This is a genomic window from Tateyamaria sp. Alg231-49, from assembly GCF_900143535.1.
Lineage (GTDB): Bacteria > Pseudomonadota > Alphaproteobacteria > Rhodobacterales > Rhodobacteraceae > Tateyamaria.
The window spans coordinates 133,328-149,500 of the sequence record NZ_FRFA01000008.1; the positions used below are offsets into that span (position 1 = coordinate 133,328).

Genomic DNA, 16,173 nt, shown 5'->3' on the forward strand with positions numbered 1-16,173 from the left:
CGCTATGCGCGGCGGTTTCTTCTTTTTCAGGCGGATTGTTTTTCTTCGATCATCGACTGTTCCCACGCTTCCAGTTCTGCGACAGACCAGCGGGTCGTGTTTTCGAACATCTTGACGGGTTTAGGGAGCAATCCTGATCTGACTTTCCGCCAGATTGTGACGCGTGAAATGCTGTATCGCTGGCCGACTTCTTTGTCGGTGAGCCAGACTTTTTGAGGCGTATTCGGTTCTGCCATCGTGCTTTCTCCAGTTTTCTTCATGACGCCGAAAGAAACGGACCGCGCCTGATTGGTCAACTAGAAAAAGCGTTATAAAACAATGATGTACAACGTTATATTGATGTCAATTAAGAGGAACTTAAGATTGTACAAATTTTTGAGCGTTGAAATCGTTCAACTTTCGTTCGCGAGGAAGTCAGAATATTTTTGCATCATGTCACGGCGTCTTTCGAGCATGTCGGAGCGCATGTACGCACGTTCAACCGCAGACCCGACGTTGTGCGCCAAGGCGATTTCCGCCATGTCGCGATCTTGCCCGGTTTCTGCCGCCCAATCTCTGAACGCAGACCGCAGACCGTGAGGCACGATCGGGCGACCTGAACGCGCATCGACGATCCCCGTTGCCTTCATTGGTTTTGCACAGGCGACGTCTGACAGCATATTGCCCGTCACGGTAAAGATCAGATCGCCAAGACGCGGCATGTTCTCCAATACGGCCATTGCTTCGTCCGACAGCGGCACCCGATGTTCCTTGCGCGTCTTGATGCGCGCTGCCGGGATCGTCCAGATACGGTTGTCGAAATCAATTTCATCCCAGCGCGCCCCGCGCACCTCTGCCGATCGTGCGGCGGTCAGTGTCATGAATTCGATCGCGCGTGCGCTGACAGTATCCTTCGCGCGGATCTGCGCCACGAAGGCGGGCAACAGAGCGACCGGAACGGCGGCGTGGTGACGCACAGACGACACCTTCGAAGGTTTGGGCAGTGTAGCGTCGAGATTGCCTTTCCACCGGGCTGGGTTGTCGCCTGACCGATGCCCATGAACGGTTGCCCACGCAAGCACTGCTTCGATGCGTCCGCGCAAGCGCGACGCTGTTTCCGTCTTCGTCGTCCAAATCGCGCTGAGAACGCGCAGGACGTCCTGCACATCGATGTCCGCTACCGGGCGATCGCCGATCACAGGTGTTGCGTAGTTGTCGAGCGTTGCACGCCACTGCGCGCGGTGCTTGTCGTTGTGGAATTCAGCCAGCTTCACTTTCAAGAAACCTTCTGCCGCTTCTTCGAAGGTCATAGCGATCTGTGGCGCGCGTGGATCGCGGCCATGCCAGACTTCTTCGCGGTAGTGGCGCGCGCGTTCGCGCGCTTGCGACAATGAGACGGTTGGGAATGATCCGAGGCCGAGCGATGTGCGTTGACCATTGATGACGATGCGCAGCAACCACGATCGCCCGCCCGTGGGTGTCATTTGCAGATAAAGCCCATCGACGCCGCCTACTGGCACAACGATCTTTTTGTCGGGTGTTTTGAGGTGCCTGATGTCGGCTGAATTCAGTTCTTTCGCGCGTTTGGGCATATTGTCTACCTACCATTCTACCTGCCAACGCAGTTAATGCAGCATGATACACGGAACAACCGCTTGTAACGCATCCGCCATGTTTTATTGGACAACACGCATGTTTGACACGCCACGACACAAGGTAAAACACCGGGCTGTGCGTCTGTCTCTCCGCCATTTTTCTCAAGATCGCTATCTCATAACCGCCTGATAGTGGGATAGAATTCGGCGTTTTCGCGCTGAAGGCGGTGTTTGGTCCGCTTGATTTGCTGCACATTTTGCTACACAATTTGCTGCACAAACGGGGGATTTCTCCGCCATGAGCATCGCGAAACGAGGCCGTCTCTACCACCTCCGCCGCCGCGTCCCGCGCCGGTATCGGAGGATCGAGCCGCGTGAAACCGTCTGGATCAGCCTTCACACCGACTCGGAGACCGTCGCCCGCAGCAAGGCGGATCAAGCGTGGAGCCAGATGGTCGAGGCCTGGGAGGCCCGGCTGGCCGGGAACAGTGAAGATGCAGAGGCCCGCTACGAAGCCGCGCGCGACCTCGCCCGGGCGCGCGGTTTTCGGTATCTGGATGCGGGGGCGGTGGCCAAGTTGCCGGTTGAGGAAGTCGTCGAGCGCGTCGAGGCAATCCCAGCCCCGGCGAAGCAACCCGATGCCATCGAGGCCGTGGCCCTTCTCGGCACCGTCCCGGAACCCCGGATGTCGGTCACCAAGGCACTGGAGCTCTACTGGGGCCTCGCCAAGGAAAAGACTCTCGGCAAGAGCGAGGACCAGCTGCGCCGTTGGGAAGCGCCGCGCAAGAAGGCGGTGAAGAACTTCGTCGCGGTCGTCGGCGACAAGCAGATCGCCAACATCACACGCGACGACATGCTGGACTTCCGCCAGCACTGGCTCGACCGGATCGAGGCGGGCGAAGTCACGGCGAACTCGGCCAACAAGGATCTGATCCACCTTGGCGACGTTCTGAAGACTGTGAACACAATGAAGCGGTTGGGTCTGACGCTTCCGCTCGGCGAGCTGTCCTTTAAGGAGGGAGAGAAGCTGACGCGCCCACCATTCAGAGAGGATTGGATCAGGACACGGCTCCTCGCGACGGGAGCGCTGGACGGGTTGAACGGTCAGGCCCGCGCTCTGCTGCTCGGGATGATCAACACGGGCTACCGGCCCTCCGAAGGCGCAGCGCTCACGGCGGACACGATCCGGCTAGACTGCGACGTTCCCCATATCTCCATCGAACCGGAGGGACGGCAGTTGAAGAGCCACTACGCCCGCCGGGTGATCCCGCTGACCGGTGTCTCGCTGGAAGCCCTCAAGCAGTACCCCGAGGGCTTTCCCCGCTACCGGAACCGCGCCACCCTGAGTGCGGTTGTGAACAAGTTCCTCCGCGCCAACGGCCTGCTCGAGACCCCGCGCCACTCGATGTACTCCCTGCGACATGCCTTTGAAGACCGCATGCTTGCCGCCGGGATCGACGACCGCATCCGCCGCGACCTCTTCGGTCATCGGCTCGACCGGGAACGGTACGGCAAGGGCGCGTCGCTGGAACACGTCGCAGAACTCGTCGCCCGTCTCGCCTTTTGAGCCAGCAAGGTACGCGCCCGGCGCTGAGCTTCCGAGAGCCGCCTCTCCTTCTGCACGGCCGCGGCCAGTTCCGCCTCCAGCCGCTCGAACACTGGCGCGAAGGCCGGGTCATCCGCAACCAGTGCGGCGACCTTCATCAGCGCCGCCTCGATCCGCGCGGCATCGACCGGTTGGGCCGGGCGGTTGCGTTGTGGTGAAGGGCGAGGCCGTGTCATGCCGAGCAGCATGGGGCCGTGCCTTCGGCTTGTGCAGGGCAAGCAAACGCGCTGCGCAAATCGGCCTGTCACAGCGTTCAAATCGGACGGGATGCTCGCACGACCTCGGGCCGATCTTGGTCGTCGATGCCGCAAGTTTGACGGTCTTGGCCGGATCACGACTCATGCGTCGGAGATCAGTATTTGGGATGGGTCTTGAGGCGTTCTGGAAGTGCCTTGACCGGTTGCTTGGGAAGGCCTCGAAAGGACAACAGGAGGGATGGCAAGATAAAGCGAGCTCCTCGCTGGCCGGGCCCCTGGCCCTAAGTTGTTGTCTGCACATTGATTTTTGGGCTCTGTCGCGGTCGGTGCGCGGATAGTGTGCGGCACAGCCCGACACTTTCCCCAGTGAATTCAATGCTCTTTCCTGCCACGCCGCGCCGCAATCGGGACGCACCCTACGCCACGGCCTGTCGTTGCACGCCAGGCTACGATGACCCTCGGACAGCCCTTGATCCGTCCCCAAGCACCCTTAATCGTCTCTTCATGACCCGCGACGAGACCGAGTTCCGCATCCGCCCCGGCAAGCCCCGGGACCACCAGCCGCGCCCCCCGCGCGTGCGCCGCAAGCCGCAGGGATTCCTTGCCCAAGTGCACCAGGCCGTGCGCCGCGAGGGTGGCGATCCGAACAAGTTGGCCGGGAAGGGAAAGGCAAGCGGACGGTACAACGCGCGCGGCCGGGGTGCGAAGGTGGCCGCCGAACTGAAAGGCCGGAACCCGTGGTCGCGCGGTCCGGACGGGACCCGGACGCGTGCCCGGCGCGTGACGGTGAAGGCGCGGATCGTGAAGCTGAACCCGCAGCGGAGCGCGGCCCGGGGACGGTCCTTCGTCAGCACCAAGGCGGTCGACGCGCATCTGCGCTACCTCGAACGCGATGGCGTCACGCGCGAAGGTGAACGGGGCCAGGTCTATTCCGCGAGGGAGGATGCGGCCGATGGCCGAGACTTCCTCGACCGTGGCCGTGACGATCGGCACCAGTTCCGCTTCATCGTCTCCGCCGAGGAGGGTGTCGATCTCTCCGACCTGCGTCAGACCACCCGCGATCTGATGGCGCAAATGGAGGCCGATTTGCAGACGCGGCTCGATTGGATAGCGGTCGATCACTACAACACCGGGCACCCGCACACGCATATTTTGGTCCGCGGCGTGACCGACCAGGGGAAGATCCTGAACATCGCGGGCGACTACATCGCGCATGGCATCCGCGAACGGGCGAGCGAGATCGTGACGCTTGAACTGGGCCGCCAGACCGAGCTGGAGGTCACCGACCAGCTGCGGCGCGAGGTCGAAGCCGACCGCCTCACCCGTCTCGACCGGATGCTGATTGCCGAGCAGGAAGCCGCCAACGAGTTCGCGGACTTACGACCCGATCACGACACGCTGGAGACCATGAAACGCAACCGCGCGCTGCTGATCGCCCGTGCTCGGCGGCTCGAGAAGATGGGCCTAGCCACGGAAGTACGACCGGGCGAATGGCATATCTCCGACCGTGCCGAAGGCACGTTGCGTGCCCTGGGTGAGCGCGAGGACATCATCAAGTCAATGCACCGGGCGCTCGAGGGCAACGACCTCAAAGACGCGCGCGGCATCGCCCAACTGGCCGTCCATCGCGACACGCTGCGCGAACGGATCACCGGTCAGGTGCTGGCGCGCGACCTTGCGGGCGACGGCAATGGCGACCGGGTGCAGCTTGTGATCGACGGCACGGACGGGCGTGTGCACCAGATCGAGCTGCGTGCGGACCGCTGCGACGGCATCGGCCGCGGGATGATCGTGGCCGCCGCGCCGCCGCCGACCGAACCCCGCGCCGCCGACCGGAACATCCTCGCCGCAACCGGAAGTGACGGCACCTATCACCCCTCCCGGCACATCGAGATCGCCCGGGCAGAGAAGATCACGCCTGATCCGGAGCGCTTCGTCGCCGCGCATGTGCGCCGCCTCGAGGCCCTGCGCCGCGCCGGGATCGTGGAACGCTGGAGCGAAGATCACTGGAAGGTCCCGCAGGACCTCCCCGCGCGCGGGCTGGCCCATGACCGGAAAGGACACGGCCCCGGCGCGCGGATGGAGATGCTCTCCCCCATCGGGCTGGACAGGCAGGTCACCCATGATGGCGCGACCTGGCTCGACAAGGAGTTGATGCGACAGGGCAGTACCGATCTGCGAGAGACAGGCTTCGGGCTGGAGATGAAACGCGCCATGGGACGCCGCAAGCAGGTCCTCGTCCAACGCGGCGATGTGCAAGACCTCGGCCAGGGCCGCATCCGCGCCCCGCGCGACCTCGTCCAGAGACTGGAAGCCCGCGAGATCGCCCGCGTCGGCCGCGCCATGGCAGCGGACCGCGGCCGCGACTGGACCCCCATCAAACCCGGCAGCCGCTTCGGCGGAGAACTCGTCGGCAGCACCCAACTCCCCAGCGGCCGCTTCGCCATGATCGACAACGGCCTAGGCTTCAGCCTCGTCCCATGGAACGACGCTCTGGAACGACGGATCGGCCAGCAGATCGGGGGCATCGGGTTACCCGGCGGAGGCGTAGACTGGGCGCTTGGCAGGAAGCGGGGCTTGGGGCTGTAACCGATCCACAATTGGGCGCTCTTGTCCCGTTGGCCTGATCCTATTTGATTTCGTACTAGCCCCAAATAAGGCCACTGAGTAAGATTGTGTTGGACCATGCACTTTCCGGTTGGTTTTCAAAACCAATTGCACCTGTGCCCATTTATCAGGAGAACACCCTTGCAAGCCGTAATGCGTTCCCTTGTTTTGATCATTCTGTTCAGCACCACCGCCTCTAGCCTGAAAGCGGAAACACGCATGTTCGACATCACCGTTACCTACCGGGAACGTATTGCTCTCCCACCAGACGCCGAACTTGACGTCCAGTTGTTTGCCATATCCCGGGAGGGTAGCGCCAACAAACGTATCGCATCGCAACGGTTTGTCATGGACAAGGTGCCGATGAAAGTCGGGTTGAACTATGATCCACAGTTGATTGAGGATGCGAAGACCTACAAGGTCACGGCAACGATCTGGTCAAGCAACCAGCGGCTCTTTCACTCCGACCCGCCGCTGGCCGTGTTCGGAGATACGGACCCGGATGCGGTGAATATCGTGCTAATGATGATCGCGGAAAACCCGGCAGCCGAAGCGGTTCCGCGAACGGTCACGGGCGTCGAATGGGCCGTAACTGAGGTTTTCGGCACGCCCTGGCCCAATGACGATCCGGCGACGCTAGTGATTGACGCTGAGGCGAACGTATCGGCCTTTGGCGGATGCAACCGCTTTCGTGGGCAAGCCATGCTGTCTGATGGCGCCATTACCTTTCCGGCGAATTTCGCCGGGACAATGATGGCCTGTCCGGACTCCTTTGAACAACAGGAGCGACGCTTTCTGGACGCACTAGCCCAAGTCGTCGGCTATGTTCGGTACGGGGCCGGGCTGGTCATGGCAGATGCGCAGGGCAACGCGGTTTTGCATTTCGTGGAACGGCCGGAATAACCGCCATCCCGCCCCGTGCTGCGTCCTTGCCCTGCGGCATCAGCGCTGCCGGTTTGCGCAGCCCATCTGATAGCCAACGTTACAATGGGCTTTCAGGCGTTCCGTGTCTTCCGAAGACCAGCCCTCGGGCGCGGTGACCTGCACCCACGGCGCGATATAGTCCTGCGAGTAGTACGCATGTCCGTATCCCGGGGGCGTGCCGAAAGACAGCGCCAGGTCGAGCGCCAGCTGGAATTGCGTCACCACAGGCATAAAGATCAAATGCTTTGAGGTGTCCGCGGCGGGTGGATCGTTCAGCAGGGCGATCTGACGCTCGGAGATCCCAGCGGTCTTGGATTTGACGATCCCCAACCAAGCCTGCGCGACCGGATCGAGTTCGTCTTTGGTCAGAGGGATCAGTCTATGGGCGAGCTCGGCAGTCGAGATGCCGGGATCGACAAGCTCTGTCGGGGGTGCGAAGTCAGCCGATTCTGGCTCGGCTTCCTGAGGGAACGCCGGGCCGGAGAGAAGGACAACCCCGATAAGGATGAAGGCGAGAAATCCCGCCAGAGCCACAATGACGTGTGCCGCGGCTTGCCGCGGCACGCAAGCGTAGATCATCGGCCGGTCGTTCATCATTCTCGCGACATCAGGAACTCAGCTACTGCCTGATAGGCTGGCAGCGATGTTGGGTCGATAAACCCGTTCTGGGCCTGCGGGAAAGAGGCCAGTCGCACCAGCACCATCTCGGCGGTTGGATCAACATAGATCGTCTGGCCGTGCACTCCGCGCGCTGCAAAGGCGCCATGGTCGTTGTGGAACACCCACCACTGGCTGGTGTAGCTCCCGGCCCCGAAGGTCGGGAACCCATCGCCGAACTTGGACCGGTCGCCACCTGCGCGGATCTTGTCCACGACTTCGGCCGGGAACAGCCTCTGGCCATTGATCTCGCCTTCGTTCAGCATCAGCTGACCCAGCCGTCCCAGATCGCGCAGACCGGCGGTGATGCCGCCCCCCGCGAAGGGCACGCCCTTGCCGTCGACCGTCTGGTAGGCGTCTTGCTCCACCCCCATCCGGCGCCAGAGCCGCTCGGAGGCAAGCTCGGTCACCGACTTGCCCGACACGCGGCTGATGATCCAGCCCAGCATGTCAGAGTTGATGGTCTTGTAGTGGAACTCGTCGCCGTGGTTGCCCTCCGGCGGCACCTGCTGCAGGTATTCCCAATAGCCGTTCGGCCCCTCGTAACCCTCAGGCTTGGGTAGTGGGCTTGCCGCCGCAGAATAGAGCCAGATATCGGCATTGGGATCGGAGTAATCCTCGGAGTATTGCACGCCCGTGGTCATATCCATGACCTGCCGGACGGTGGCCGTCGCAAAAGCGCTGTCGCCGATTTCGGGAATGACGTCGCGCACCAGAGCCGTATCGTCGAGCGCGCCTTCGACAACCATGATCTCGGCCAGAAGACCGGTGAAGGATTTGGTCATCGACATGATCGCGTGTTTGCCGTCTTCTTCGAGGCACCCGAAGTAGCGCTCATACACCACCTCGCCCTTGTGCAGGATCAACATGCCATCGGTGTAGTTGGCATAGAGCGACTCCTCCCAGGTCATCTCTACATCGCTGTTGTCCGGCGTGAAGGTCACTGCATCGATTTGCGCCCGAAGCTCGGCAAAGTCAGGCGGTGACGGGTAGGTCAGCGGCACCGGTGCGCCGATACCACGGCTGATTTCTTCGGTGGGCAGGAACTCCCGCAGGTGACAGACCGACCAGCGCAGCCGCGGGAAACTGAAGTAGACGCTGTCGGGTTGCGTAATCATCTTGTCCTCAGGGGGCGGGAAGCCCTGCATCCAACCCATGACCCTGGGGTCAGAGTCCTGCGCTGAAAGCGGTGCGGATTGCGCATTTGCGGCTGTTGATGTGCCGATTGCCATCGCGACCCCCGTGGCCAATGCAATGAGATTAAAAGTTGAAGACGACATTGACGAATCCTCCTGTCCAAGGGTCTGCTTTCCTACCAATGATATTGTCGTTTCCGGCCCCCGGGAAAGAGATCGAGAAACCAGCTGTCAGGAACGTATTTCGGTTGATGATGCGGCTGTATTCGAGAAAGAGGTCGTCGGCGAGATGTGCGTCGTCAACGCCGGTGATCACGTTGCCATCAATGTTAACACGGGTCGTCTGTCCAAACTGGACGGGGCTGTTCAATTCGTTGGCGCGGATATGCGCATAGCGCAGCGTCCAGGTATCCTGCTGCGTCGGCTTCACTTGTACGGCCAGCGTCAAAGCGTTCACGTTCGAATTGATGTAAGTCGAGGCGGATTTCGAGCCCGTCGCCCAAGCGCTCGGGCTGCCCTGGTAGTAAAGCGGATCGAACCGTTCGAGTGCGCTCGTGTCCGGATCGTCACCGGAAAAAGTCTGATATCCCAAGGTTACGTTGGGCGTCCACGGCGCATTCGCGAAGGTGTAACTGGCCGTCACCCGACCGGCCCAGGCCTCTAGGTCGATCCGGTCGTTCCTTTGAAGGGCGACCTCACCGGTGAAGGCCCAGTTTTCCAGAGCGCCCTCGAACGGGTTTGTCTTGCCGTAGATCCCAAGGGTCTGGGTTCCCTCCCGCGCGCCCGGAGTCACCGTCGGGGCGCCGACACCGCCCGGGGCGGCCTGTGGATAGGGCGAGTCGGAATTGAGCACATCGACATACGTTATCCCGAGATAGCCGCCTCTGGGATCGTCGTAGCGCAGATCGAGCCCCGCCAGTTCGTTGTTGCCGTCCGTCGAAGGCAGTTCGTTCGGATCGAGGTAGAATGCCGTCCCGGTGATGTTGCCGTAGGAGAGCCGCCCGATCGCGGCGCGCTCCCATGCCTTGCGAGGGCCGAATTTCAGAGCACCGCGCTCGAACCCGCTGGTCGCCCCATTCGCGATCAGCATACCTGTGCCCAGCGTCAGTTCACGAGGTCCCAGCGACAGGTCATAGGACAAACCGGTGCCCAGATCGCCGCGGATGGCGAGATACGCCTCTTCTAACGTCGTGGCGCCATTGTCGCCCGTATCGAAGGCGTCGGTTCCCCATGTATAAGATGAAACTGCGGAGAGCTTTCCATAGAATACCGCGCCGGTGTCGAGTTGGTATTCGAAGCTGAGACCAGGCTTGATATAGCCTTCGAGCCAGCTGGTGTCGGGGTCGAACCCGCTCCCAGGGGCGGTCGTCGCAGCGAGGTCCCAGAACAGATTACTTTCGCTAACAGCGTTCAAGCCGAACTGGAGATGACCACGCACCGTTAACCCGTCCGCGTCATGAAACAGCATGGGATCGCGCTCTTGCGCATCGGTTGCGACTGAGCTTGCAGACAGGACAACAACTGCGCCTAAAAAACTTTTGTGTGCTTGGATCCACGTAGTGATGAGGTGGCGGCACCGAGGGATGAAGGCAGTTCGCGGACCTGCATTCAACTCGCTATGGCATGGTCTCATGTGGTGTCGGCCCCCCCACTTGAACTACTGTCGGAAATTAGCCTGCGGTGGTTGTCATTCAATGCGATTTGTACCCAAAATGGGCGCGACTTTGGGAAGGCGACGCACATGCAAACTAAGAACTCGGACTGGGGCGGTTTTATCAACACGAACTTCCGGTCGATCTGGCCCGTTCATCTCGCCGGTTTCACCCGCCTGCTCGTGCAACTGCGCGCCCGGTTCGATGGCGATCTCGATCTGATGCTCGTGCTGGCCGTGATCGGGGACCGGACGCGGCCGGAGGAATGGACGCCCGAGCTTCTCACGTATCGACAGATGACCCACGGCGGCGGTGACGAACATCGTCAATATCCGATCAATATCCAGTCGGTTTCCGAGTATTCCGGAATCCCGCGCGAGACAGTGCGCCGAAAGGTTGCCGTATTGCAGAGCAAGGGTTGGGTGACCCGGGGCACGGACGGGTGCCTTGCCATATCCCGAACGGCTGCCGAGGACCTTGAAGACGCGAGCAACGATTCAGTCGCGTATCTCGAAGCGTTGCTGAAAGTGTTCGACGCGACAAGGGATCGGAGCACCAAGACTACGACCTGAAACCCTGAGCGCCTAGGTGTTTGCCAACTTCACCAAGTATTCTTGCCTAGGGGCCAATCAGTATCTTTGTTACGCGATCTGCTGCACACTTTGCTGCACAATCCGCAACACGCGGAAGCCCTGATCCAAACAAAATCAACAGCTTAAGGCATTGATAGAAAACAGCTTTCGGACTGTCTCTCCGCCACACAATCTCACAAATATTTGTTTATGTTTCCTTTTTTAAAAGGAAGAGGTCTTACCGGCCCATCTACCCACCACTCAGGAAAGCGCGAGGATTCGCCTTTCTGATCCGCCGGTCAATGGGGTGACCTACCCCGTCCAGTTTGGTCGGCGCGAAGAGGCACAAGCCTCCGAACACGTTGTTGCCGTTAATGTTGTATTTGCCAACGCCATCTCATCTGGACTCTAACCAGAAATGATACATTGCGTTGGCCCGGATTTGCCAAAGTGGTCGCGGCAGGCTTGCGCGAAATCCTGAACAATCCGTCTGGGACGCGTGCTGTCGTAGCCAAGGGCAAGCGTCAGTGGAGGCAGGGTATCTGAGATCGGCCGCGCGACGACGGACGCGCCGCCGTATGTTTCATTGGTCAGAGGGAGCATATTGAGGATCGCGCATCCCCTTTCAGCGGCGACAAGACTGCGCACCATTTCAGTTGAGTTCGCATAGGCCACAACGGGCGCCTGCCGCGTGCCGGATTGAAATAGCCCTTCGTAATAGGAGGCCGCCACTGGCCGGTTCAGAACAACCAAGGGTTCTTTTGCAATCTGAGCCATAGTGACCACGTCAAACCGCGCCAACGGGTGGGCCTTGGGCAACAAGCAGTACGGCGGCGCCGTGATCAACGTGTCAAATTCGATCGACGGGCGAACACCCTCCGCAACAAACAGGATGGCGTCGTATGTTCCGTTAAGCAGCCCGTCTTGGGCGTCATCGTTGTTACATTCTTCCAGCTCAAGTGTGGCATCTGCGGTGTTGGACAAGAACGCATCAAACACTTGCGGCAAGAACGCGGGAGCGATGGGGGCATAGTACCCGATCTTGAGGGTCCCGCTTTGCGATTGCTTCAGCGCTGTGCCTTCAAGCAGAAGCGATTGGTAGTCTTCCAACAAATGTTCGCATTTTCGCGCCACATCCCGCCCTGCCGCATTCGCTTTTATCCCCCGCGCGCGCTGGCGGATCACAAGGGTCAGATCAAACTCCGCTTCGACCTGATCAATCGCACTGGATACCGCCGAGGCTGCGATATTCAGCTCTGCCGCTGCTTTTGCGATACTGCCATGACGCAGGGCAGTCGTGAAGTATTCCATCGCTTTAAGGGTCAGTGCCATCCGGTATCTCTGAATTTGTGATGATGTTGGTCTTTTAATACTATTTTTCCGTCTAAATAAATCATGCCAAACTAAGCGCGCAATTTGTCGAGGAGACGATTGATGTCTGACGCTCAACTGAAAGGCTGGAACCACACGCCGAACGTGCCGCTGCAAGTGTCGCCATTCTTCAGCTGGCCGCCGCGCCCTATGGCCATGATCAAGTGGTTCTGGAACTCGTGGTTCTTCATCACAGAACGATTGATCGTGGTCGCGATCGCCTGCATCTCGTTCTACTGGTTTCAACCACCGTTAGAGGAAACACGCACACTGGCCTTCGGGTGGATTGCACAGATGTTCATCCGCAACGTCGCATTGATGACGCTGGTTGCGGGCGGGCTGCATCTTTACTTCTACACCTTCACCAAGCAGGGGCAGGACCTAAAATACGACCCGCGCCCACTGATGAAAAACGGGCGGCAGTTCACGCTGGGCGGTCAAATCCGTGACAACATGTTCTGGACCATCGCAAGCGGCGTCACGGTTTGGACCTGTTACGAGGTGCTGATGTTCTGGTCGATGGCCAATGGCTATGCGCCGATGCTGACATGGGCCGCGCATCCGATCTGGTTCATCGCGCTCTTTCTGCTGATCCCCGTTTGGGAAAGCTTCTATTTCTACTGGATTCACCGGTTCCTGCACATTCCGTTCTTTTATAAACATGTCCACGCGCTGCATCACCGTAACATCAACGTGGGTCCGTGGTCGGGCATGGCGATGCATCCGGTTGAGCATTTGATCTTCCTTGGGTCCGTGCTGATCCACTTTGTCGTAGCAGCCCACCCCGTGCATATTCTGTTCCATCTGCAGTACTATGCGCTGACAGCAGCGACGACCCACACTGGGTTCGAAGGGATGGTGGTCAAAGACAAGAACCGCCTGAAGTTGGGGACATTCCACCACCAGATGCACCACCGCTATTTCGAATGTAACTACGGATCGCTTGAACTGCCGTGGGACAAGTGGTTTGGCTCGTTCCATGACGGAACTGTGGAATCCGACGCGAAGATCCGCGAACGTCGCAAGAAATTTACGAACGGGGCCAAGTGACATGGGAGGGATGACAGTCAAGGATCTGATGGGCGCACAAGGGAAACGTACAATCGCCTGCGTCCAGGTTGCCCGCGAAAAAGAGGCGATTGCCGCGTCCAAGCCTGGCTGGACATGATCGGCACGGCCTGAGTACCAGAGCGTTCACATTTCGCCAAAGCCGCCCCTGACACGCATTTCCAGTTTGGCCTGCCTTGGGCAAACACACAGACGCGACCGAGGCATTGCACGATGTAATGGGTGCGATGATGGCGGGCGCAGCCGGTCTGTTGTGGCGACCCGCACAGTACCTCAACCTGCTGTAACTTAGTGATAATCTCTTCTGGCTTGTGTCGTTTGATTCCCATGTTTGATCCTCCGAATCCTAACTATGGGGGCGGACCATTTCAGTGGGAGAAGATCAGGTCGCTGCACGTTGCCTGAGCGACCGCCTTACGAACGAAGCCGCCTTTCGCTCGTTCTCAGCAAGGACTGGCTTTCAGTTGATTTTGTTCCTTGAGAACCTCGGCAACATTCGCCTCAAGAATGGCGTAACTTATGTTCCCGAATAATATCTGCCGACCATTGTTGATCACGTAAGTTGGGCTGCCTTTTACCCCTGTCGATTGGGCGAGCTCATAATCACTGATCAGCTGTGCCATAGCTTCACCCGTTTCGATCCTTTTGCAGACATCAGAAAACTCTAGTCCGATGCCTTCGCTAACGTCTTTTTGAACGGACCAGTCAGAGATGTCTTGTGCGTCCTCAAAGAATGCAGAACGAAGTGCTCTTGCGGCTCTCACAGACAGACGCGATTGATAATCTGGTGCGCATTCATCTTGAGCCACCAGTTCCACAGCTTTCAGAAAAAGATGCGGGCTGGCCGAGGAGAGAGGTCGGGTTTCGGACCAGACTTTCTGATGTACCTTTATGGCGTCAAAGCCACGCGCCACGTCCTGCACGTGGTGGGCATACCCGTCAAAGCCACCTTTGTTTCCCCACAGTTTGGAAATCTTTGCTTTGGTATCTGGAAATACCGAAGTGTAGTGCACTTCGATATCTACTTGGTCGCCAAACCGCTCAGCGAGCCGATAGAGAGGCGACTGTCCGATAAAGGCCCAGATGCATAGGATGTCGGAGAAGTGAACCAATTTCAGCGGGCTCATAGAATTTGGTCCTTAGTTGCGGAAATGATGATGGCGGGCCGGCCTTGTTGACCGGCCCTGCCCTTGCGATCGAACTCTCGGCGATCGATTGCTTGCCCTATTCGATATCAACCTCGAGCGTGTCAGACTTGCTCCATCGGACCACCTGCGTCCTTCCAAGCTGAGATACCGCCAACATTCGACACATTTTTAAACCCCATTTCCACAAGGGTTTTACCGCTAAGCGCGGCCTGGCCACCGGCGCCGCAGACCAAAACGATGTCCGCATCTTTTTTTAGGGCCGGATTGTGGAGTTGGTGAGTGTCATCCGCCTTAAACTCGAGCATGCCACGTGCAACCAAAACAGCACCTGCAATGGTGCCAGTCTTCGCGACATCGGCGCTATCTCGGACATCAACAAAAACAGATTGTCCATCTGTGTGCTTCTTGATGCCATCTTCCGTTGAAATTCTGGGCACAGCGGCATTTGCTTCTTCTAGATAGTCGTTGGCTAATTTCATCTTCGTTTCTCCTGCGAAAGCCCGTCACACCGAGTTTCTAACTCGCTTGCGGAAATAGCAAGCACGCGATTTATCTGGTTCAATTCTATGCAAATATGGAGCCCGTTTTTGGCTCGGAGCAGCCGTTCGCTGCTCTTGTGCTGCTGGCGGCTTTCGCCACTCGAACCGTAGAGCCAGAGCGGCCATCAAGACAATCTAGATGACTCTTGTTGCAGCTTGGGCGGCAACTGTGTCTCCAAACACAGGATACATTGTGTTGTCGGAAAAGACCGCAATTGCGCTATCCTCTCTGCGACATGCTCTTGAGGTGTCCAGCGTTACTGGAATACGTATTTCACCCCAATGTAGGGTCCGTGTTGTTCAACATCATATCCAAAAGGGCCGCTTGCCAGTGTCGTGCTGTAATCGATGCTGAAGTATCTGTATCCAAACAGGATCGAGGTGTTGTCCCAAGGCTGATAATCAAATCCGACGTTTAGACCGACTTGTAAATCATTACCGCCAGCGCCAAATCCACCAAACTCGACTGAGGCCACTGTCGCCCATTCTTCATTCAATTCCCATTTGCCGCGCGCGCCAATGACTGGTTCCCACCAACTATCATCTCCACCCAGAGTGGTTGTCGGACCAGGCGTTGCTATGTCCACTTCCTGTCGCAGTGAATTGTAGCGGGCGCCCGCCTGAACATCGACCGTGTATCGTTTCCCGCTGGCTCCATATGTTCCGTTCGCAACCCGATATGCTGCAAGTAGACCCAGCCACTTCTGGCGTACATTTACATCAACTGATCCGGCACCTGGACCTGGCAAGGACCCACCGGCGCTGATGGAATAGTAATTGGCATCAAAGATAAGCCCCCAGTTCCCCTTCCAGGCCTTAAAACGTCCAGACGCTGCAAAATCAAGGTTCTCCAGAACCTCTCCAAGGTCCAAATCGACGGGGGCTGACACGCCGGAAACTGTTGTCGTACCGCGAGTTCGAAGTGGTGTGAAAGCGTAGAATGCACCTGTGTAACGCCATTCCGCATCACTTTGGTCCGGCCGTGTCATCGGATCCGCAGAAGACATGCCCGTCGAAAGGCACGTTGACGAAAATACAATGGCGGCTACCGCGGGAAGATTCTTCATTTTGGAGTTTCCTTCAGATTGGTAGAGTAGCTGCGCGAACAAAGACAAAGTTCGC

At 58.8% G+C, this 16,173-nt stretch carries 14 protein-coding genes; 5 read left to right on the top strand and 9 right to left on the bottom strand.

The window, feature by feature from the left end:
* Positions 1-26: 26 nt before the first annotated feature.
* Both DHN60_RS14115 and DHN60_RS14120 read right to left on the bottom strand, forming a co-directional pair.
* Positions 27-260, bottom strand: coding sequence for an AlpA family transcriptional regulator (locus DHN60_RS14115; RefSeq protein WP_159089222.1), 234 nt, complete (start codon positions 258-260; stop codon positions 27-29).
* Positions 261-392: 132 nt separating this feature from the next.
* Positions 393-1,571, bottom strand: coding sequence for a tyrosine-type recombinase/integrase (locus tag DHN60_RS14120; protein WP_108837963.1), 1,179 nt, complete (start codon positions 1,569-1,571; stop codon positions 393-395).
* 301 nt (positions 1,572-1,872) lie between these two features.
* Between DHN60_RS14120 and DHN60_RS14125 the strand changes: the two genes are divergently transcribed.
* The 3 genes from DHN60_RS14125 (at position 1,873) to DHN60_RS14135 (ending at position 6,887) form a co-directional block, all read left to right on the top strand.
* The gene (locus DHN60_RS14125) at positions 1,873-3,141 is read left to right on the top strand and encodes a DUF6538 domain-containing protein (protein ID WP_108837964.1); all 1,269 of its coding nucleotides are present in this window, start codon (positions 1,873-1,875) and stop codon (positions 3,139-3,141) included.
* Between the two features lie 740 nt (positions 3,142-3,881).
* Complete coding sequence (locus tag DHN60_RS14130) at positions 3,882-5,966, top strand: DUF3363 domain-containing protein (protein WP_108837965.1); 2,085 nt, start codon at positions 3,882-3,884, stop codon at positions 5,964-5,966.
* A gap of 171 nt (positions 5,967-6,137) precedes the next feature.
* On the top strand, positions 6,138-6,887 hold the full coding sequence (locus tag DHN60_RS14135; RefSeq protein WP_159089223.1) for an META domain-containing protein: 750 nt from the start codon (positions 6,138-6,140) through the stop codon (positions 6,885-6,887).
* Between the two features lie 39 nt (positions 6,888-6,926).
* On the opposite strand, the gene DHN60_RS14140 is transcribed toward DHN60_RS14135, so the two are convergent.
* Genes DHN60_RS14140 through DHN60_RS14150 form a run of 3 tightly spaced genes read right to left on the bottom strand, consistent with a single transcriptional unit; the run spans position 6,927 to position 10,169 of the window.
* Complete coding sequence (locus DHN60_RS14140) at positions 6,927-7,505, bottom strand: alpha/beta-hydrolase family protein (RefSeq protein ID WP_108837967.1); 579 nt, start codon at positions 7,503-7,505, stop codon at positions 6,927-6,929.
* On the bottom strand, positions 7,502-8,845 hold the full coding sequence (locus DHN60_RS14145; RefSeq protein ID WP_108837968.1) for a serine hydrolase: 1,344 nt from the start codon (positions 8,843-8,845) through the stop codon (positions 7,502-7,504). Before DHN60_RS14145 ends, DHN60_RS14140 begins: the two co-directional genes overlap by 4 nt.
* Positions 8,826-10,169 carry an alginate export family protein gene (locus DHN60_RS14150; protein WP_108837969.1) on the bottom strand — a complete coding sequence of 448 codons (1,344 nt, stop codon included), beginning with the start codon at positions 10,167-10,169 and terminating at the stop codon, positions 8,826-8,828. The genes DHN60_RS14145 and DHN60_RS14150 overlap by 20 nt, the downstream gene beginning before the upstream one ends.
* A gap of 273 nt (positions 10,170-10,442) precedes the next feature.
* On the opposite strand from DHN60_RS14150, the gene DHN60_RS14155 reads away from it, so the two are divergent.
* Positions 10,443-10,925, top strand: coding sequence for a hypothetical protein (locus DHN60_RS14155; protein ID WP_159089224.1), 483 nt, complete (start codon positions 10,443-10,445; stop codon positions 10,923-10,925).
* Between the two features lie 408 nt (positions 10,926-11,333).
* On the opposite strand, the gene DHN60_RS14160 is transcribed toward DHN60_RS14155, so the two are convergent.
* A complete protein-coding gene (locus DHN60_RS14160) occupies positions 11,334-12,257 on the bottom strand; it encodes a LysR family transcriptional regulator (protein ID WP_108837971.1) in 924 nt (307 codons plus the stop codon).
* 102 nt (positions 12,258-12,359) lie between these two features.
* Between DHN60_RS14160 and DHN60_RS14165 the strand changes: the two genes are divergently transcribed.
* Positions 12,360-13,346 (top strand): sterol desaturase family protein, encoded by a 987-nt coding sequence (locus DHN60_RS14165; protein ID WP_108837972.1) that lies wholly within the window; start codon positions 12,360-12,362, stop codon positions 13,344-13,346.
* A gap of 461 nt (positions 13,347-13,807) precedes the next feature.
* Here DHN60_RS14165 and DHN60_RS14170 read toward each other — a convergent pair whose 3' ends face one another.
* From DHN60_RS14170 to DHN60_RS14180, 3 genes are all read right to left on the bottom strand, one after another.
* Positions 13,808-14,491: a DsbA family protein gene (locus DHN60_RS14170; protein WP_108837973.1), complete on the bottom strand. Its 684-nt coding sequence runs from the start codon at positions 14,489-14,491 to the stop codon at positions 13,808-13,810.
* Between the two features lie 122 nt (positions 14,492-14,613).
* A complete protein-coding gene (locus tag DHN60_RS14175; protein WP_108837974.1) occupies positions 14,614-14,991 on the bottom strand; it encodes a rhodanese-like domain-containing protein in 378 nt (125 codons plus the stop codon).
* A 317-nt stretch (positions 14,992-15,308) separates the two neighbouring features.
* Positions 15,309-16,118, bottom strand: coding sequence for a hypothetical protein (locus DHN60_RS14180; protein WP_159089225.1), 810 nt, complete (start codon positions 16,116-16,118; stop codon positions 15,309-15,311).
* Positions 16,119-16,173 lie beyond the last annotated feature (55 nt).

Excerpts from the sequence above, each read along its gene's own strand:
- DHN60_RS14115 (WP_159089222.1), bottom strand. The coding sequence starts at position 260 with ATGAAGAAAACTGGAGAAAGCACGATGGCAGAACCGAATACGCCTCAA.
- DHN60_RS14120 (WP_108837963.1), bottom strand. The coding sequence starts at position 1,571 with ATGCCCAAACGCGCGAAAGAACTGAATTCAGCCGACATCAGGCACCTC.
- DHN60_RS14125 (WP_108837964.1), top strand. The coding sequence starts at position 1,873 with ATGAGCATCGCGAAACGAGGCCGTCTCTACCACCTCCGCCGCCGCGTC.
- DHN60_RS14130 (WP_108837965.1), top strand. The coding sequence starts at position 3,882 with ATGACCCGCGACGAGACCGAGTTCCGCATCCGCCCCGGCAAGCCCCGG.
- DHN60_RS14135 (WP_159089223.1), top strand. The coding sequence starts at position 6,138 with ATGCGTTCCCTTGTTTTGATCATTCTGTTCAGCACCACCGCCTCTAGC.
- DHN60_RS14140 (WP_108837967.1), bottom strand. The coding sequence starts at position 7,505 with ATGATGAACGACCGGCCGATGATCTACGCTTGCGTGCCGCGGCAAGCC.
- DHN60_RS14145 (WP_108837968.1), bottom strand. The coding sequence starts at position 8,845 with ATGTCGTCTTCAACTTTTAATCTCATTGCATTGGCCACGGGGGTCGCG.
- DHN60_RS14150 (WP_108837969.1), bottom strand. The coding sequence starts at position 10,169 with ATGCTGTTTCATGACGCGGACGGGTTAACGGTGCGTGGTCATCTCCAG.
- DHN60_RS14155 (WP_159089224.1), top strand. The coding sequence starts at position 10,443 with ATGCAAACTAAGAACTCGGACTGGGGCGGTTTTATCAACACGAACTTC.
- DHN60_RS14160 (WP_108837971.1), bottom strand. The coding sequence starts at position 12,257 with ATGGCACTGACCCTTAAAGCGATGGAATACTTCACGACTGCCCTGCGT.
- DHN60_RS14165 (WP_108837972.1), top strand. The coding sequence starts at position 12,360 with ATGTCTGACGCTCAACTGAAAGGCTGGAACCACACGCCGAACGTGCCG.
- DHN60_RS14170 (WP_108837973.1), bottom strand. The coding sequence starts at position 14,491 with ATGAGCCCGCTGAAATTGGTTCACTTCTCCGACATCCTATGCATCTGG.
- DHN60_RS14175 (WP_108837974.1), bottom strand. The coding sequence starts at position 14,991 with ATGAAATTAGCCAACGACTATCTAGAAGAAGCAAATGCCGCTGTGCCC.
- DHN60_RS14180 (WP_159089225.1), bottom strand. The coding sequence starts at position 16,118 with ATGAAGAATCTTCCCGCGGTAGCCGCCATTGTATTTTCGTCAACGTGC.